This window comes from Silanimonas sp. (assembly GCF_027530345.1).
Classification (GTDB): domain Bacteria; phylum Pseudomonadota; class Gammaproteobacteria; order Xanthomonadales; family Xanthomonadaceae; genus Silanimonas.
This window is the reverse complement of sequence record NZ_JAPZQK010000022.1, coordinates 53,483-69,224: the sequence shown is the minus strand read 5'-3', so window position 1 is coordinate 69,224 and position 15,742 is coordinate 53,483. Positions and strand designations below refer to the sequence as shown.

The window sequence follows — 15,742 nt, the reverse complement described above, 5'->3', positions numbered from 1 at the left end:
GAAGTGCGACGGTCAGCATACCCCCGGCATCCCCCCCGTTGACCGCCACCGCCGCGCGCCGCAGCCTTGGCCCATGGCCGCCTCCGCCCTCGCTTCGTCCGCCCGCCCCTCCTGGCGCCACAGCCTGCGGACGCGCATCGCGCTGTGGTTCGGCGTGCTGGCCGCCGCCGTCGCGACCGCGGGTGGACTGGCCATCCATGCGGTCGCCGAGCGTCGCGCCCTCGAGGATGCCGAAGCCTCGGCACTTCGCGAGCTGCGTCGCGCCTCGGCGGAACTCCAGGCGCTGCTGCAGGCGGTCGAAGTCAGCGCGGGCACGCTGGCCCGCAGCGAGGCCGCGGCCGGCGGTGATGCCACGCGTCTGCGCGCCCTGCTCGATGCCACCGTGCTGAGCGAGCCGAATACCGCGGGCGGCTTGGTGGCGCTTGCGCCGGCGGCCTCGCCCACGCCGGGCGCGGTCTGGGCCCGCTACGTCGGCAAGCAGGGCCGGGGGCTGGCGGAAACCGACCTCACGGCGCGCGGCCTCGACGTGGAAGCGCAGCCCTGGTTCCGCGACACGCTGGCGGCGGACCAGGCGCGCTGGTCGGCGCCCTACTTCAACGACACCGCCGGCGGTCGTTGGATGATCACGTTGAACCAGCCGTTGCCGCCCGGCCCCGCCGGCGAGCGCCGCGGCATGGTCAGCCTCGACGTGCCCATCGACCGCTTCAACCAGGCGCTGGCGCCGTTCCGCAACGACAAGCGGTTCCGCGCGGTGCTGCACAAGGGCCCGTTGTGGATCGGCGATTCCGACTGGCTCTCCATCGGCACACCGCCGCCCACTGCCACCGCGCTCGACGAGCATCGCGGTGCCCTCCAGGGCGTGGACGCGGGCGTCGCCCTTCGCCCGCTCGGCCCGGGGCTGCGCGGCGTCCATGAAGCCCTCGGCGATGGCTGGGGCTTGATGGTGCTGATGGACGAGGACACCGTGCTGGCGCCCCTGCGCGAGACGGCGTGGCGCTTCGTCGGCGCGACGATGGTGGTGATCGCGCTGCTCGCCTTGCTCAGCAATGCGCTGGCCCGCAGCGTCACCCGGCCGATGGTGCAGTTGGGCCACGCGGCGCAGCGGCTGGCGCAAGACGGCTTCGAGATGCCGACGCTCCTGCTGGTGCGGAAGGACGAGGTCGGCCAGCTGGCCCGCGTGCTGGACAGCGCCGATTCCGCGTTGCGCCAGCAGATGGCGCATTCCCAGCGCATGGCGCAGGAGCAGCAGAAGCTCGACAGCGAACTGCGCCTCGCCCACGACCTGCAACAGTCGATGCTGCCGCCGGCCACCGCGGTCGACGTGCACGAAGGCCATCTCGACATCCACGCCGTGCTGAAGCCGGCGAAGAGCGTGGGCGGCGACTTCTACGCTTTCCACCCGCGCGACGACGGGATGCTGTGGTTCGGCATCGGCGACATCAGCGACAAGGGCGTGCCCGCCGCGCTCTTCATGGCGCGCACGGTCGCGGTGCTGGAGGCCACGGCCCGCAGCACCGACTCCCCGGCCCTGATGCTGGCACGGGCCGCGCCGCGGCTGGCCGAAGGCAACGACAGCTGCATGTTCGCGACGGCCCTGTGCGGGCTCGTCGACCCCCACACCGGCATGTTCGAGCTGGCGAGTTCCGGCCACGAGCTGCCCTTCATCGTTCGCGCCGACGGCCGCATCGAGCTGTTCGAGATGGAAACCGGCGCCCCGCTCGGCATCGACCCCGACGCCTACGGCGAGGGCTATGCCGGCATGCTGGCGCCGGGCGACGTGCTGTTCTGTTTCACCGACGGCGTCACCGAGGCGCGCAGCCGCAGTGGCGAGCTCTTCGGCGAAGCGCGACTGCGCGACGCGCTGAAGCCCGGTCGGAGCGCCGAGCAGGTGGTGGCCGACGTGGTCGCCGCCGTCGAGGCCTTCGCGGCCGGTGCCGAGCCCGCCGACGACATCACCGTGCTGGCGGTCGGGCTGGTCGCCCCCGAGAAGCCCGCCAACGACCCCCTGCACTTCTCGATCTGGCCGTCCGGCCTGCGGGCGATGAATCGCGCCATCGACGAATGCCTGGGCAGCCACGGCATCGACACCGAGGGGCAGTCGGACGTCCGCCTGGTACTGGAGGAACTCGTCGCCAACGCCATCGACCATGGCGGGGCCGCCGAATGCACGGTCGACCTGTCGTTCACCGAGCGCACGATGACGCTCCGGATCATCGACGATGGCAGCGCCTTCAATCCGCTCGACGCCCCGGACCTCGAGCTGGACCCCGACGACCTCGACCGCCCGATCGGCGGCCTCGGCCTGCACCTGATCAAGACCATGAGCCTCGATGCGGTTTACGCGCGCGAGGATGACCGCAACCGACTCACCCTCGTCCTGCCAAGGAATCCGCCGAAATGACCGACGACCTCCGCATCGCCATCGAGGGCAGCGGCCCGAAGCGCACTTGCCGCCTCGCCGGCCACCTGGACACCCACACCTACCAGAGCGCCGACAGCGAACTGGAACCGGTGCTGGCCGACGCCTCGGTCAACCTGCTGGTGCTCGACCTGTCGGACCTCGAGTACATCAGCTCCGCCGGCCTGCGCACGGTGTTCCGCGCCCGCAAGAGTCTCGGTAGCCGCGGCGGCAAGGTGCTGGTGGCAAACCCCCAGCCGCAGATCCGCAAGGTCTTCGACCTGGTGAAGGCCGTGCCGTTCTCGGAGATCTTCAGCTCCACCGCCGAGGCCGACGCCTACCTCGACGCCATGCAGAAGCGCGTGCTTTCCGGCGACGACGACTGAGAGCCCACAGGGCCCCGGGGCCGCCTACGGGGGGGCAGGGGCGTGTGCGTGGCGTGAGGAACACGCGTCGGCAGGCTCCAGGGGCTTGTCGCAGGCGCCGGCGCCGCGCATCTTCCGTCACGGAACTTCCATATTCCCGATGGGAATCCCGCTCCGTCTTGCCGCGCCGAACCGCCAGCCCAAGGATGTCGCCATGAACCGACCCGCCCTGCTTGCTCTTGCCATCGCCTCGGCCCTGTCCGCCGGCGCCACCCATGCCCAGTCGAACGCCGCCGTCAGCACCGAGGCCGCCGACGACACCCAGACCCTCGACGCCATCGTCGTCACCGGCACGCGCGTTGCCGGCCGTTCGCGCAACGACACCGCCGCGCCGGTCGACGCCATCGGCGTCCAGCAACTCGAACGCACCGGCTCGCCCGAGATCAACCAGGCGCTGTCGGTCGCGCTGCCCTCCTTCAACTTCCCGCGCCCGGGCCTCACCGACGGCACCGACACCGTGCGACCGGCCCAGCTTCGCGGCCTTGCCCCCGACCAGACCCTCGTGCTGGTGAACAGCAAGCGCCGCCACTCGGCCTCGCTGGTGAACGTCAACGGCTCCGCCGGCCGCGGCTCCGCCGCCGTCGACCTGAACACCATCCCCACCGCTGCGGTGCGCACCGTCGAAGTACTGCGCGACGGCGCCTCGGCGCAGTACGGCTCCGACGCCATTGCCGGCGTGATCAACGTGCTGCTGCGCGAGGACGACACGGGCGGCGGCATCACCGTCAGCTACGGCCAGCGCGATAGCGACTACGAGGTGATCACCGGAACGGCCCCGGCCAATGCCACGTGGCCGTCGCCCGGCCGCATCTCGCGCAGCGTCACCGACGGCGAGACCACGACCATCTCCGCGTGGAAGGGCCTCTCCCTCGGCGGCGCCGGTTTCCTCACCATCGCGGCCGAGTTGAAGGACCAGGAGCGCACCGAGCGCGGCGGCTACGACGTGCGCCAGCAGTACCCGCTGGTGGGCGGCGCCTTCGATCCGCGCGAGCGCACCTTCAACCGCTTCAACGCCTGGTACGGCGAACCCGAGCTCGACCAGAAGACGCTGTTCGCCAACGCCGGTATCGACTTCGAGAACGGCACCCGCCTGTACGGCTGGGCCAGTCGGCAGGACCGCGACGCGCGTTCCGCCGGCTTCTACCGCCCGGCGCAGGACGCCCGCAACATCACTTCGATCTACCCCGACGGCTTCCTGCCGATCATCGCGCCGACCGTGATCGATTCGAGCGCGGCCGGCGGCGTGAAGTGGAACTGGGGCGAGTGGTCCATGGACAGCTCCGTGGTCTGGGGCCGCAACGAGATGGACTTCACCATCGAGAACACGCTGAACCGCTCGATCGGCCCGTCCAGCCAGCGCACCTTCCAGGCCGGCGGCTTCGACTACACGCAGGCGACGTTCAACTTCGGCGGCACGCGCAGCTTCGCGCTGGACGCCTTCGCTTCCGACCTCTATCTGAGCGCCGGCCTCGAAGCGCGCGAGGAGACCTACCGCATCTTCGCCGGCGAGCCGAACTCTTACATCAACGGCGGCGCCCTGCTGAACGGCGCGCCCACCGCCTCTGGCGCCCAGGTATTCCCGGGCTTCCGGCCGTCGAACGAAGTGGACGAATCGCGCAACGCCGTCGGCCTGTACGTCGACCTCGAGGCCAACCTCACCGACCAGCTGCTCGGCTCGGTGGCGATCCGCGGCGAGGACTACTCCGACTTCGGCAGCAACCTGAGCGGCAAGGTGGCGATGCGCTACGACTTCAGCGAGGCCTTCGCGCTGCGCGGCTCGCTGCAGAACGGCTTCCGCGCCCCCTCGCCGCAGCAGCAGTTCTTCACCGCCACGTCGACCAACTTCATCAACGGCGTGCCCTTCGAGATCACCACCTTCCCGGCCACGAGCCCGGTGGCGGCGGCCCTCGGCGCGCGCCCGCTGGAGGCCGAGGAGTCGGTGAACGTCTCGTTTGGCGCGGTGTTCAACTTCGGCGAGGCCACGCTGACGATCGACGCCTACCGCATCGACATCGACAACCGCATCGTGCTGTCGGAGAACCTCACGCAGGTGAGCGTCCGCAACTTCCTGACCGCGCAGGGCTTCGTCGGCATCGGCGGCGGCCGCTTCTTCATCAACGGCGTCGATACCGAGACGCAGGGCGTGGACGTGGTGTTCACCGTGCCGTTCGAGACCGCCACGGCCGGCCGCTTCGACGTGACGCTGCTCGCCAACTGGAACAACACTGACGTCACCCGCGTGCCGACCACGGCGCCGATCGCCGCCATCGACCCGACCATCCGCCTGTTCGACCGCGTCAACGTCCTCACCTTCGAGGAAGGCTCGCCGAAGGACAAGTACGGCGCCAACCTCAGCTGGTCGCTCGACCGCTTCGGCGCGACGCTGCGGGCGACGCGTTACGGCGAAGTGCTCGCCCCGGGCACCACGGCGGCCAACGACTTCGTGCTCAGCCCGAAGGTGCTGGTCGACCTCGAGGGCCGGGTGAGGCTGTGGGAAGGTCTGGAGCTGGCGATCGGCGTCGAGAATCTGGCGGACGAGTACCCGGACCCGCTGCCGGCCAGCCTCAACACCACCGGCAACACGCCGTTCTCGAACTTCTCGCCGTTCGGCCGCTCGGGCCGCTTCCTCTACGGCCGCATCAACTACAGCTTCTGATCGCCCGCCGAATCGGCCTCAGTCGAACAAGCTGCCCTGCGTCGCCCCGTGCGGCGCAGGGCTTTCTTTTTTCCGGCCCTCCAGTCGCGGCCTCGTCTGCTTCATCCGGCTGCCATGCTTCCGCAGCACGCCGCGCGCCAGCTCGCGCATGCCCGGGTGCTCGCGCCACAACGTCGTGAGCTTTGCCTTCGCTTCGCGCGCGGCCTGCTCGTGGTCTCGGACCGGTTCGGGGTAGTCGCGGCCCAACACCACGCCGTGCTTCGCGAGCTGGGCCGGCGGCAGTTGCCACGGCAGGTGGATCCAAGGCGCCGGCAACGCGGCGAGTTCAGGCACCCAGCGGCGCACGAAGGTGCCCTCGGGGTCCTGGTCGAGCCCCTGTTTCACCGGGTTGTAGATGCGCGGGATGTTGATGCCGGTGACGCCGCTCTGCATCTGCACCTGCGGCCAATGGATGCCGGGCTCGTAGTCGGTGAACTGCCGCGCGAGGTGCAGGCCGGTCTCGCGCCAGTGCAGCCACAGGTGGTAACTGGCCACCGCCACGAGCATCGCGCGCATGCGGAAGTTGATCCATCCGGTCGCGGCCAGCATGCGCAGGCACGCGTCCACGAACGGCCAGCCGGTGGTCCCCGTGCGCCATGCCTCGAAGGCCGACGGGTCGAATTCGCCTTCGCGCAGGCCGTCGAAGCCGCGGTGCGTGTTGCGGAATTCGATCGCCGGTTCACTTTCGAGCTTCTGCATGAAGTGGCCCTGCCAGTGCAGGCGTGATTCGAAGCTCTGCAGGGCCCTCGCCGGCGTGCCGCGCCCGGCCCACTGCGCGGCGCGCGAGGCGGCCACGGCCTCGCGGATCGACAGCGTGCCGGTGGCGAAATGCACCGACAGCCGCGAACACACCTTCGGCGCGCTGATCGGGCTGCTCATGCCGCGCGAGTAGGTCGCACCACGGCCGTCGACGAAACTGCCGAGCAGGCGCAGCGCCGAAGCCCGACCGCCGGGCTGGCGGCCGGGGCAGGGGTCGCTGGGGAGGCCGAGGTCGCGGGCGTCGGGCAAAGCCTCGCAGCGGAGGTCGGCGAGGGCAGGCCCGGAGGCGTGATCGATCGTGTTCAGCGGGCGAGCCGGCATCAGCGCGACAGGCGCCGGCAGCGGCGCCTCGCCGTTGTGGCCTTCCCAGTGCCGCGCCCAGCCATCGCGGCGGCGCAAACGGCGCACCGTGCTGCCGTTCTGATGTTCGATGAAGGGAATGCCGGCCTCGCGCAGCCACGCACCCACGCGGCGGTCGCGGGCGAAGGTCCAGGCGTTGCCGGTTTCCTCATGGGCATGGACTTCGACGAGGCCGAAGGCGCGATGCAATGCGTCGAAGGCTTCGACGGTATCGCCGCGAAGCACGAGCAACGGCGTGCCGCACGCGGCAAGGGCGGCACGCAATTCGTCGAGGGCCTCACGCACCACCGCCCACTGCCGCGCGCTGGCGTCGTCCTGCCGCCAAAGGTCTGGCTCGATGACGTACACCGGCAGCACCGGCCGCCCGCTGGCCGCGGCAGCGAGCAGGGGCGCGTGATCGACGGTGCGCAGGTCGCGCTTGAACCAGACGAGGGCATGGGGCATGGCGCGATGCTGCCGAAGCCGCGCTGCAGCCCGGGTGAAACGGCCGCAAGGTGGCGCGCTCGGCTAGTCTGGCGGCCTCTGATTCCCGCGCGGCCCGTCGCCGCAAGGCCCTAGCGATGACCGATGCCCCCACCCTCCTGCTCGACGCCGCCGAAGCCCGCGTGCTCGGCTGCCTCGTCGAGAAGGAAGCCACCACGCCCGAGCAGTACCCGCTGACCGAGAACGGGGCCCTTCAAGCAGCCAACCAGAAGACCAGCCGTGAACCGGTGATGGCGCTGGAGACCGGGGAGGTGGCGCGCGCGCTGCGCGGACTGGAAGCAAAGGGCCTCGCGCGGCGCGTCGACGGTGCCCGCGCCTTGCGCTTCGAGCACAGCGCTGCGCGCACGCTGGAGCTCACCCGTGGCCAGCTCGTGGCGCTGGCCCTGCTGATGCTGCGCGGCCCGCAGACCGCGGCCGAACTGCTCTCGCGCAGCGAGCGCCTGCATCGCTACGCGGACGCTGACGACCTCGCCCATGCGCTGGAGCGTCTCGCGGCCCGCGGCTTCGCCGTGGCCTTGCCGCGTGCCGCCGGGCAGCGCGAGGGCCGCTGGGCGCACCTCCTCTGCGGGCCGATCGATTTCAGCGCCCTGGCCCTCGACACCGGCGCCGCGCCCGCGCGCGAACCGGCCTCGCGGAGCGACGATGCGCTGCTCGCTCGCATCGAGGCGCTCGAGGCCCGGCTGGGTGCCTTGGAAGCCCGGCTCGCCGCCGGCGAGCGCCCCGGGGACTGAGCCGCATGGCGCCGGCTCGGCCGCCGATGGCCCTGCCTCCTCGTCGCCCCATCGACGAGGCGCCCACGTCGGCGTCGCCCTGCATCCGCCAGTGCTGCCTCGACGATGCCGACGAATGCGTCGGCTGCGGGCGGACGCTGGAGGAGATCAAGGCCTGGCATGCGGCGACGGACGAGGAACGGTCGCGGATCCTGGGAGCCGCCGCCGCCCGGCGCGACGCTCGCGCCCGCCGTTTCCCCGACGCCCGCTGAGCGAACCCTGCGCTTCGGCACAGGCCGGGCCACGCCACTGCCGCTACGCTCGGAGGCTCGCCCCAGGGGAACCCACGCATGCGCCACACCCGACTCGCGATCGCCGCCGCGCTCGCCCTCGCCGCCTCCGCCCCGTTCGCCGCCGACAGCCCGGCTTGGGACGTCAATGGCGAACACGGTCCGACGAAGACCGTGCGCTTCACGACGGACGAAGGCACCTGGCTCGACCTCGACGTCGCGCCCGATGGCCGGGCGATGGTGTTCTCGATGCTCGGCGACCTCTACCGCCTGCCGATCGCCGGCGGCCGCGCCACGCGCCTCACCTCGGGGCCGGCCTGGGACGTGCAGCCGCGCTACTCGCCCGATGGCCGCGAAATCGCGTACACCTCCGACCGCGACGGCGGCAACAACCTCTGGCGCATGCAGGCCGATGGCACGCGCCCGGTGCAGGTGACGAAGGAGCGCTTCCGCCTGCTCAACAACCCGGCCTGGACGCCGGACGGCCAGTACCTCGTCGGCCGCAAGCACTTCACCGGCATGCGCTCGCTCGGCGCCGGTGAGCTGTGGCTCTACCACCGCGACGGCGGCGACGGCCTGCAGCTGACGACGCAGAAGAACGACCAGCAGGACCTCGGCGAACCCGCCGTGTCGCCGGACGGCCGCTACGTCTACTTCAGCGAGGACGTCAGCGAAGGCCCGTCCTTCCAGTACAACAAGAACCCGCACGGCCTGATCTACGCCATCAAGCGCCTCGACCGCCAGACCGGCGAGATCGAGACGATGGTGAGCAGCCCCGGCGGCGCCGTGCGCCCGCAGCCCTCGCCGGACGGCAAGACGCTCGCCTTCGTGAAGCGCGTGCGCGAGAAGTCCGTGCTCCACCTGATGGACCTCGAATCGGGCCAGGTGCGGCCGCTGTGGGACGGCCTCGAGCGCGACCAGCAAGAGGGCTGGGCGATCTTCGGGCCCTACGCCAATTTCGACTGGACGCCGGACGGCGCCGCGCTCGTGGTCTGGGGCAAGGACGGCAAGTTCTGGCGGGTCGACGCGGGCAGCGGCGAGGCGACGAACATCCCGTTCAGCGCCGAGGTCGAGCAGCGCGTCACCGAGGCGCCGCGCCAACAGAAGACCCTGCCGACCGGCACGTTCGCGCCGCGGATGGTCCGCGACGTCGCCACGTCGAATGACGGCCGCCGCGTGGCTTTCCACGCGGTCGGCCGCCTGTGGCTGCGCGAGGGCAATGGCACGCCGCGCGCACTCACCGACCACGACGACCGCTTCGAGTACCAGCCGGCGTTCTCGCCGGATGGTCGCAAGCTGCTGTTCACCACGTGGAACGACGAGGCGCGTGGCCAGATCGTCGAGCGCGATATCGCCAGCGGCACCGAGCGCGTGCTGACGACCGTGCGCGGCGTCTACTACGGCCCTCGCTATTCGCCGGACGGCCGCAACATCGTCTTCGTTCGCGATCGCGGCAACTCGGTGATCGGCAGCGCTTGGGGCCGCGACGCCGGGGTGTTCGTCATGCCCGCCGCAGGCGGGGAGCCGCGCAAGCTGGCGGACGATGGCCGCGAGCCGCAATTCAACGCCGACGGCACGCGCGTGCTGTTCCTGACCGGCGGTGGGCTGTCGAAGAAGCTCGCGTCGGTGGGAATGCACGGCGAGGACCGCCGCGACGTGCTCGACCTGAAGTACGTCGACGCGGTCAGCGTCTCGCCCGACGGCCTGCGCGTCGCCTTCACCGAGCTCTACAACGCTTACGTGGCGCCGCTGCCGCAGACCGGCGCGGCCGTGGCGCTGTCGAAGGACACCAAGGCGGTGCCGGTCACCGCGCTCTCGACCGATGTCGGTGCCTACCTGCACTGGTCGGACGCCGACACCCTGCACTGGCTGGTCGGCGAGCGCTACGTGAGCCGCGACGTCGCCGCGTCGAAGGACGACGGCGGCAGGGCGCTCGGCCTGCGCGTTCCGGTCGACACGCCCACCGACGTCGTCGCCATCACCGGCGGCCGCGTGGTGACGATGCGCAACGCGCAGAGCGAGCAGGAGGTGATCGAGGACGGCGTGGTCCTACTGCGCGGCGACCGCATCGTCGCCGTCGGCCGGGCCGGCGAAGTCGACGTCCCGCAGGGCGCTCGCGTGGTCGACGCGAGCGGCAAGACCGTGCTGCCCGGCTACATCGACGTGCATGCGCACGCCAGCCACTTCTTCAGCGGCGTGATCCCGCAGGCGAACTGGAGCTACGCGGCCAACCTCGCCTTCGGCGTCACCACGATGTTCGATCCATCGGCCAACACCGAGACCGTGTTCTCGCAGGCCGAGCTGGTGGAGGCCGGGCGACTGCTCGGCCCGCGCGTGTTCTCGACCGGCACCATCCTTTATGGCGCCGACGGCGATTTCAAGGCGGTGGTGAACTCGATCGACGATGCCCGCGCGCACCTGCGCCGACTGCGCGCCAACGGCGTGTTCGCTGTGAAGAGCTACAACCAGCCGCGCCGCGACCAGCGCCAGCAGATCAACCAGGCCGCCCGCGAGCTGGGGATGATGACCGTCGAGGAAGGCGGCAGCACCTTCCAGCACAACCTGACGATGATCGTCGACGGCAGCAGCAACATCGAGCACAACCTGCCCGTGGCGCCGCTGCGCCGCGACGTGATCGAGCTGTGGCGGCAGACCGACGTGCGCAACACGCCGACGCTCAACGTCAGCTTCGGCGGACTCTCCGGCGAATACTGGTGGTACGCCCGCGACAACGTCTGGCAGAACGAGCGCCTGCTGCGCTTCTTCCCGCGCGAGACGCTCGAGGCCCGCGCCATCCGCCGCGAGACCGGCCCGGACTGGGATTACTGGCACATCACCGTCGCCGAATCGCTCAAGACACTCCGCGATGCCGGCGTGCGCGTGCACGTGGGGGGCCACGGCCAGCTGCAGGGCCTCGGCTCGCACTGGGAGATGTGGTCGCTGGCGCAGGGCGGCTTCACGAACTTCGAGGCGCTGCGGGCATTCACCATCGACGGCGCGGACCATCTCGGCTACAGCGCCGACCTCGGCTCGATCGAAGCCGGCAAGAAGGCCGACCTCGTCATCGTCGACGGCAATCCGCTCGAGAACCTGCACGACAGTGCCAAGACCACGCACGTCATGGTCAACGGTCGCCTGTTCGACGCCACCACCCTCGCCGAGATCGGCGGGCGTGAAGCCCCGGCCCCGACGTTCTACTGGCAGCGCCTCGGCAACGGCCTGATGCGCGGCGCCGAGTGGGGCCCCACCGCGCCCTGCCACTGCCCGAAGGGCCACCGAGCGCCGATGCCCTGGGAGTACGGCGGGTCCTGGGCCGGCCGCGTGAACGCCAGCCGGGTGGAGGACGCTGGCAGGAATTGACGTGCGAATGGGCGCAAAGTCGCCCAAGAAATCGATAGGCTCGCGGCCATGCGACGTCTCCTGCTGATCCTCGCGATGCTTCCGGGCGTGGCCTTGTCCCGCCCGGCGCCTCCGTCCACCGCGCCGGCGGACGACGCGCCCCGGACCCTCGTGCTGTGCTTCGAGGACAGCGACGTGTTGCCGTGGCGCACGCGGGGCAAGGTCGGCCTGAACTTCGTCATGCTCGACGCCGTTGCCGCCCGCACCGGCGTGCGCTTCGAGTACCAGGGACGGCCCTGGCGCCGTTGCCACGACGACCTACGCGCCGGCCGCGTCGATGGCACCTTCGGCATCAGCGTCACGCCGGAGCGGCAGGATTTCGCAGCGTTTCCCGGCGGCGAAGCGCCCGATGCGGCGCAGCGCATGTTCGAGGGCGGCTACGTGCTGGTGCGGCGGCGCGGCACGCCGCTCGGCTTCGACGGCGAGCGCATCACCGGCCTGGTCGGCACCATCGGGGCCGAACCCGCCACGTCGATCGCGCAGGACCTGCGCCGGCGCGGCTACGCGGTGGATGACGCCGCGCCGAGCCCGCAGGCGCTGTTGCGCAAGCTCGCGGCCGGACGGATCGGCGCCGCTGCCGTGGGCACCGACCAGATGCACCAGCTCCGCCAGCAGCGACACCCGTGGCTCATGGAGCTCGAGGTGGTCGAGCGCCCGCTGGTGGAGAAGCCGTACTTCCTCGCGTTGTCGAAGCCACTGGTGGCCCGGCACCCGGAACTCGCCCGTCGCGTCTGGCAGGCCGTGGCCGAAGTGCGCGAGAGCGAGGCCTACCAGGGCGAGCTCGCCCGCGCCCGCGGCGCCTCGGATGGCGGGAGCCCACGATGAGGCCCTGCGGCTTCTGCACCACGACCGGCCTCGCGATCGCGGTCTGGTTCGGTGCCGAAAACGTCGTGGCCAAGCCGGTCCGTCCGGCTGCCGCCGCCGAGCCGACGACGCTCGATCTCTGCTTCGAGGAAACCCCGGCGGTGCCCTGGCGCAGCCGGCAGAAGCAGGGGCTCTACTTCGAGCTGCTCGATGAGGTGGCGCGACGCCTCGGGCTGCACGTCGAGTACCACCCGCAACCCTGGCCCTTCTGCCTCGCCGAAGTGGGCGGCGGCCGGATGGACGGCGCCTTCGCGGTCGCGTTCTCGCCGGAGCGGCGGCCGGTGTTCGCCTTCCCGCCGGGCGCGCCTGATGTCGACGCAGATGCCCTGCGCGAGGACGCCATTGTCCTCGTCCGCCGTCGCGGCACCCCCGTCGACGTTGTCGATGGCCAGCTGGTGGGCTCCACGCGGCCGGTGGGCGTGCAGCCGGGCTATGCCATCGCGGACGACCTGAAGCGGGCCGGATGGGCCGTGGAGATGTCGTCGCGGGACCATCTGGTCCAGCTGTCGCGGCTGTCCCGGGGCGAGCTCGACGCGATCGCGCTCAGTGCCTTCCGCTGGGCGCAGTTGCAGGCGGCCGGCGGCGTCGCGCTGGATGACCTTGAAGCCCTGCCGCGACCGATCCTCACCAAGCGCTACTTCCTCGGCCTGTCGCACGCCTTCGTCGCGGCCCACCCCGCGCTGGCTGAACGGCTCTGGGCCGCCACGCGCGAGGTCCGCAACAGCGCCACGTTCCGCCGCCGCGTGGAGGCGGCGACCGCCGAGGCCCTGACGCCGCGCAGCTCGCCCTAGCGCACCGCCGGCCTGACACAGCCGGCGACGTTTCGCCAGCCTGTCCCGAGCCGTCGGCCGGGGGGACAATCGCCGGCCGTTCCACCCTGCCGTCGAGTCCCGATGTCCGCTCCTGCTGCGCCCGCCCCTGAAACCGCCGGCCTCGCCGCGCCCGTCCGTCCTGCCGCTGCCATCGCGGCCACCATCGCCCAGCGGATTGCCCACGAGATCAGCGCACAACCCGCGCAGGTGCGTGCGGCCGTCGAGCTGCTGGACGAAGGCGCGACCGTCCCCTTCATCGCCCGCTACCGCAAGGAAGTGACCGGCGGCCTCGACGACACCCAACTGCGCAACCTCGAGCAGCAGCTCGGCTACCTGCGCGAAATGGAAGACCGCCGCGACGCCATCCTCGCTTCCATCGCCGAGCAGGGAAAACTGACGAAGGCGCTGCTCGACGACGTGCTGGCCGCCGACAGCAAGTCGCGCCTCGAAGACCTCTACCTGCCCTACAAACCCAAGCGCCGCACCAAGGCGCAGATCGCCCGCGAGGCCGGGCTGGAGCCGCTGGCCGACGCGATCCTCGCGGATCCGAACGTCGCCCCCGAGGAACGCGCTGCCGGCTTCGTCGATGCCGAGAAGGGCGTGGCCGATGTCGCCGCCGCACTCGACGGCGCGCGCGCCATCCTGATCGAGCGCATCGGCGAGAACGCGGCTCTGGTGGGTGAACTGCGCGAGTGGCTGCAGGCCAAGGGCGTGCTGCGCTCGAAGGTGATGCCGGGCAAGGAAAACGAAGGCGCGAAGTACCGCGACTACTTCGAGCACGTCGAACCGATCAGCGCGATCCCGTCGCACCGCATGCTCGCCCTGCTGCGCGGCCGCCGCGAGGAAATGCTCAGCGTCGACCTCGAGCCGACCGCCGATATCGAGGCCGGCCACGCCTATGCCGAAGGCCGCGTGGCCCTCGCCGCCGGCATTGCGCCGAAGGGCCGCCCGGCCGACGCCTGGCTGCTGATGACCGCCCGCCTCGCCTGGCGCGCGCGCCTGCTGATGCACCTGTCGGTCGATCTCGTCGGCGCCGCGCGCGAGAAGGCCGAGGCCGAAGCCATCACCGTGTTCGGCGACAACCTCAAGGACCTGCTGCTGGCCGCGCCCGCCGGCATGCGCCCGGTGCTGGGGCTCGACCCCGGCCTGCGCACCGGCGTGAAGGTGGCCGTGGTCGACGCCACCGGCAAGCTGGTCGCTTACGACACCATCTACCCGCACGAGCCGAAGCGGCAGTGGGATTCGTCCATCGCGCGCCTGAAGCAGCTCTGCGCGGCGCATGCCGTCGAACTCATCGCCATCGGCAACGGCACGGCCAGCCGCGAGACCGACAAGCTGGCCGGCGAGCTGATGGCCAAGCATCCCGAGTTGAAGCTCACGAAGATCGTCGTCAGCGAGGCCGGCGCCTCCGTGTATTCCGCGTCGGAACTCGCGGCCCGCGAATTCCCCGACCTCGACGTCAGCATCCGCGGCGCGGTCTCCATCGCCCGCCGACTGCAGGACCCGCTGGCCGAGCTGGTGAAGATCGAACCGAAGGCGATCGGCGTGGGCCAGTACCAGCACGACGTCAACCAGTTCGCGATGGCGCGCGCGCTCGACGCCCGCGTCGAGGACTGCGTGAACGCCGTCGGCGTCTACGTGAACACCGCCTCCGCGCCGCTGCTGGCGCGCGTGTCGGGCCTGACGACCACGGTGGCGGAGAACATTGTTCGTTATCGCGATGAACACGGCGCCTTCAAGTCGCGCCGCGAGCTGCTGAAGGTGCCGCGCCTCGGCGACAAGACCTTCGAGCAGTGCGCCGGCTTCCTGCGCATCGCCGGTGGCGACGAGCCGCTCGACGCGTCGGCCGTGCACCCCGAGGCCTACCCGGTGGTGGAGAAGATCGTGAAGGCCTGCGGTCGCCCGATCGGCCAGCTGATCGGCGACGCCGCCAGCCTGCGCGGCCTGAAGCTCGAGCCGTTCACCGACGAGCGTTTCGGCCTGCCGACGGTGAAGGACATCGTCAAGGAACTCGAGAAGCCCGGCCGCGACCCGCGCCCGGAGTTCAAGGCCGCGCGCTTCGCCGACGGCGTCGAGGACCTGAAGGACCTCAAGCCCGGCATGGTGCTGGAAGGCGTGGTCACCAATGTCGCGGCCTTCGGCGCCTTCGTCGACATCGGCGTGCACCAGGACGGCTTGGTCCACATCAGCGCGCTCTCCGACAAGTTCATCAAGGACCCGCGCGAAGCGGTGAAGGTCGGCGACGTGGTCAAGGTGAAGGTGCTGGAGGTCGACGTGCCGCGGAAGCGCATCGCCCTCACCCGGCGCCTCGACGACGTGCCGGGCGAGGCCCGGGGCGGCAAACGCGACGACCGCCCCACCTCGAACGAGCGGGGCAGCCGGGAGCCGCGCGGCCCCCGTCCGGACGGCGGACGCCCCGCCGGCCGCGGCACCCCGGGCACCGGCCCCGCCCCGGCCAACAGCGCCATGGCGGACGCCCTGAGGGCCCTGAAACGCTGAACCGGGGCGACTCCGACAGGAATTGACGCGGCGCGCATTGCCGGGAGC

The 15,742-nt window shown here is 71.1% G+C and carries 10 protein-coding genes; 9 read left to right on the top strand and 1 reads right to left on the bottom strand.

The window, feature by feature from the left end; translation table 11 throughout:
• The first annotated feature begins 73 nt into the window (after positions 1-73).
• From O9255_RS11650 to O9255_RS11640, 3 genes are all read left to right on the top strand, one after another.
• Positions 74-2,401 (top strand): SpoIIE family protein phosphatase, encoded by a 2,328-nt coding sequence (locus O9255_RS11650; protein WP_297867031.1) that lies wholly within the window; start codon positions 74-76, stop codon positions 2,399-2,401.
• The gene (locus tag O9255_RS11645) at positions 2,398-2,784 is read left to right on the top strand and encodes an STAS domain-containing protein (RefSeq protein WP_297867030.1); all 387 of its coding nucleotides are present in this window, start codon (positions 2,398-2,400) and stop codon (positions 2,782-2,784) included. The genes O9255_RS11650 and O9255_RS11645 overlap by 4 nt, the downstream gene beginning before the upstream one ends.
• 193 nt (positions 2,785-2,977) lie before the next feature.
• The gene (locus O9255_RS11640; protein WP_297867029.1) at positions 2,978-5,479 is read left to right on the top strand and encodes a TonB-dependent receptor; all 2,502 of its coding nucleotides are present in this window, start codon (positions 2,978-2,980) and stop codon (positions 5,477-5,479) included.
• Between the two features lie 18 nt (positions 5,480-5,497).
• On the opposite strand, the gene O9255_RS11635 is transcribed toward O9255_RS11640, so the two are convergent.
• Entirely contained in the window at positions 5,498-7,081 is a 1,584-nt protein-coding gene (locus tag O9255_RS11635; RefSeq protein WP_297867028.1) for an FAD-binding domain-containing protein, read from the bottom strand.
• Positions 7,082-7,197: 116 nt separating this feature from the next.
• Between O9255_RS11635 and O9255_RS11630 the strand changes: the two genes are divergently transcribed.
• From O9255_RS11630 to O9255_RS11605, 6 genes are all read left to right on the top strand, one after another.
• Complete coding sequence (locus tag O9255_RS11630) at positions 7,198-7,851, top strand: DUF480 domain-containing protein (protein WP_297867027.1); 654 nt, start codon at positions 7,198-7,200, stop codon at positions 7,849-7,851.
• A gap of 5 nt (positions 7,852-7,856) precedes the next feature.
• Positions 7,857-8,102 carry a DUF1289 domain-containing protein gene (locus O9255_RS11625; RefSeq protein WP_297867026.1) on the top strand — a complete coding sequence of 82 codons (246 nt, stop codon included), beginning with the start codon at positions 7,857-7,859 and terminating at the stop codon, positions 8,100-8,102.
• Positions 8,103-8,180: 78 nt separating this feature from the next.
• The gene (locus tag O9255_RS11620; RefSeq protein WP_297867025.1) at positions 8,181-11,480 is read left to right on the top strand and encodes an amidohydrolase family protein; all 3,300 of its coding nucleotides are present in this window, start codon (positions 8,181-8,183) and stop codon (positions 11,478-11,480) included.
• A 48-nt stretch (positions 11,481-11,528) separates the two neighbouring features.
• Positions 11,529-12,344, top strand: coding sequence for a transporter substrate-binding domain-containing protein (locus O9255_RS11615; RefSeq protein WP_297867024.1), 816 nt, complete (start codon positions 11,529-11,531; stop codon positions 12,342-12,344).
• Complete coding sequence (locus tag O9255_RS11610) at positions 12,341-13,174, top strand: transporter substrate-binding domain-containing protein (protein ID WP_297867023.1); 834 nt, start codon at positions 12,341-12,343, stop codon at positions 13,172-13,174. The genes O9255_RS11615 and O9255_RS11610 overlap by 4 nt, the downstream gene beginning before the upstream one ends.
• Positions 13,175-13,276: 102 nt before the next feature.
• On the top strand, positions 13,277-15,694 hold the full coding sequence (locus tag O9255_RS11605) for a Tex family protein (protein ID WP_297867022.1): 2,418 nt from the start codon (positions 13,277-13,279) through the stop codon (positions 15,692-15,694).
• Positions 15,695-15,742: the final 48 nt, after the last annotated feature.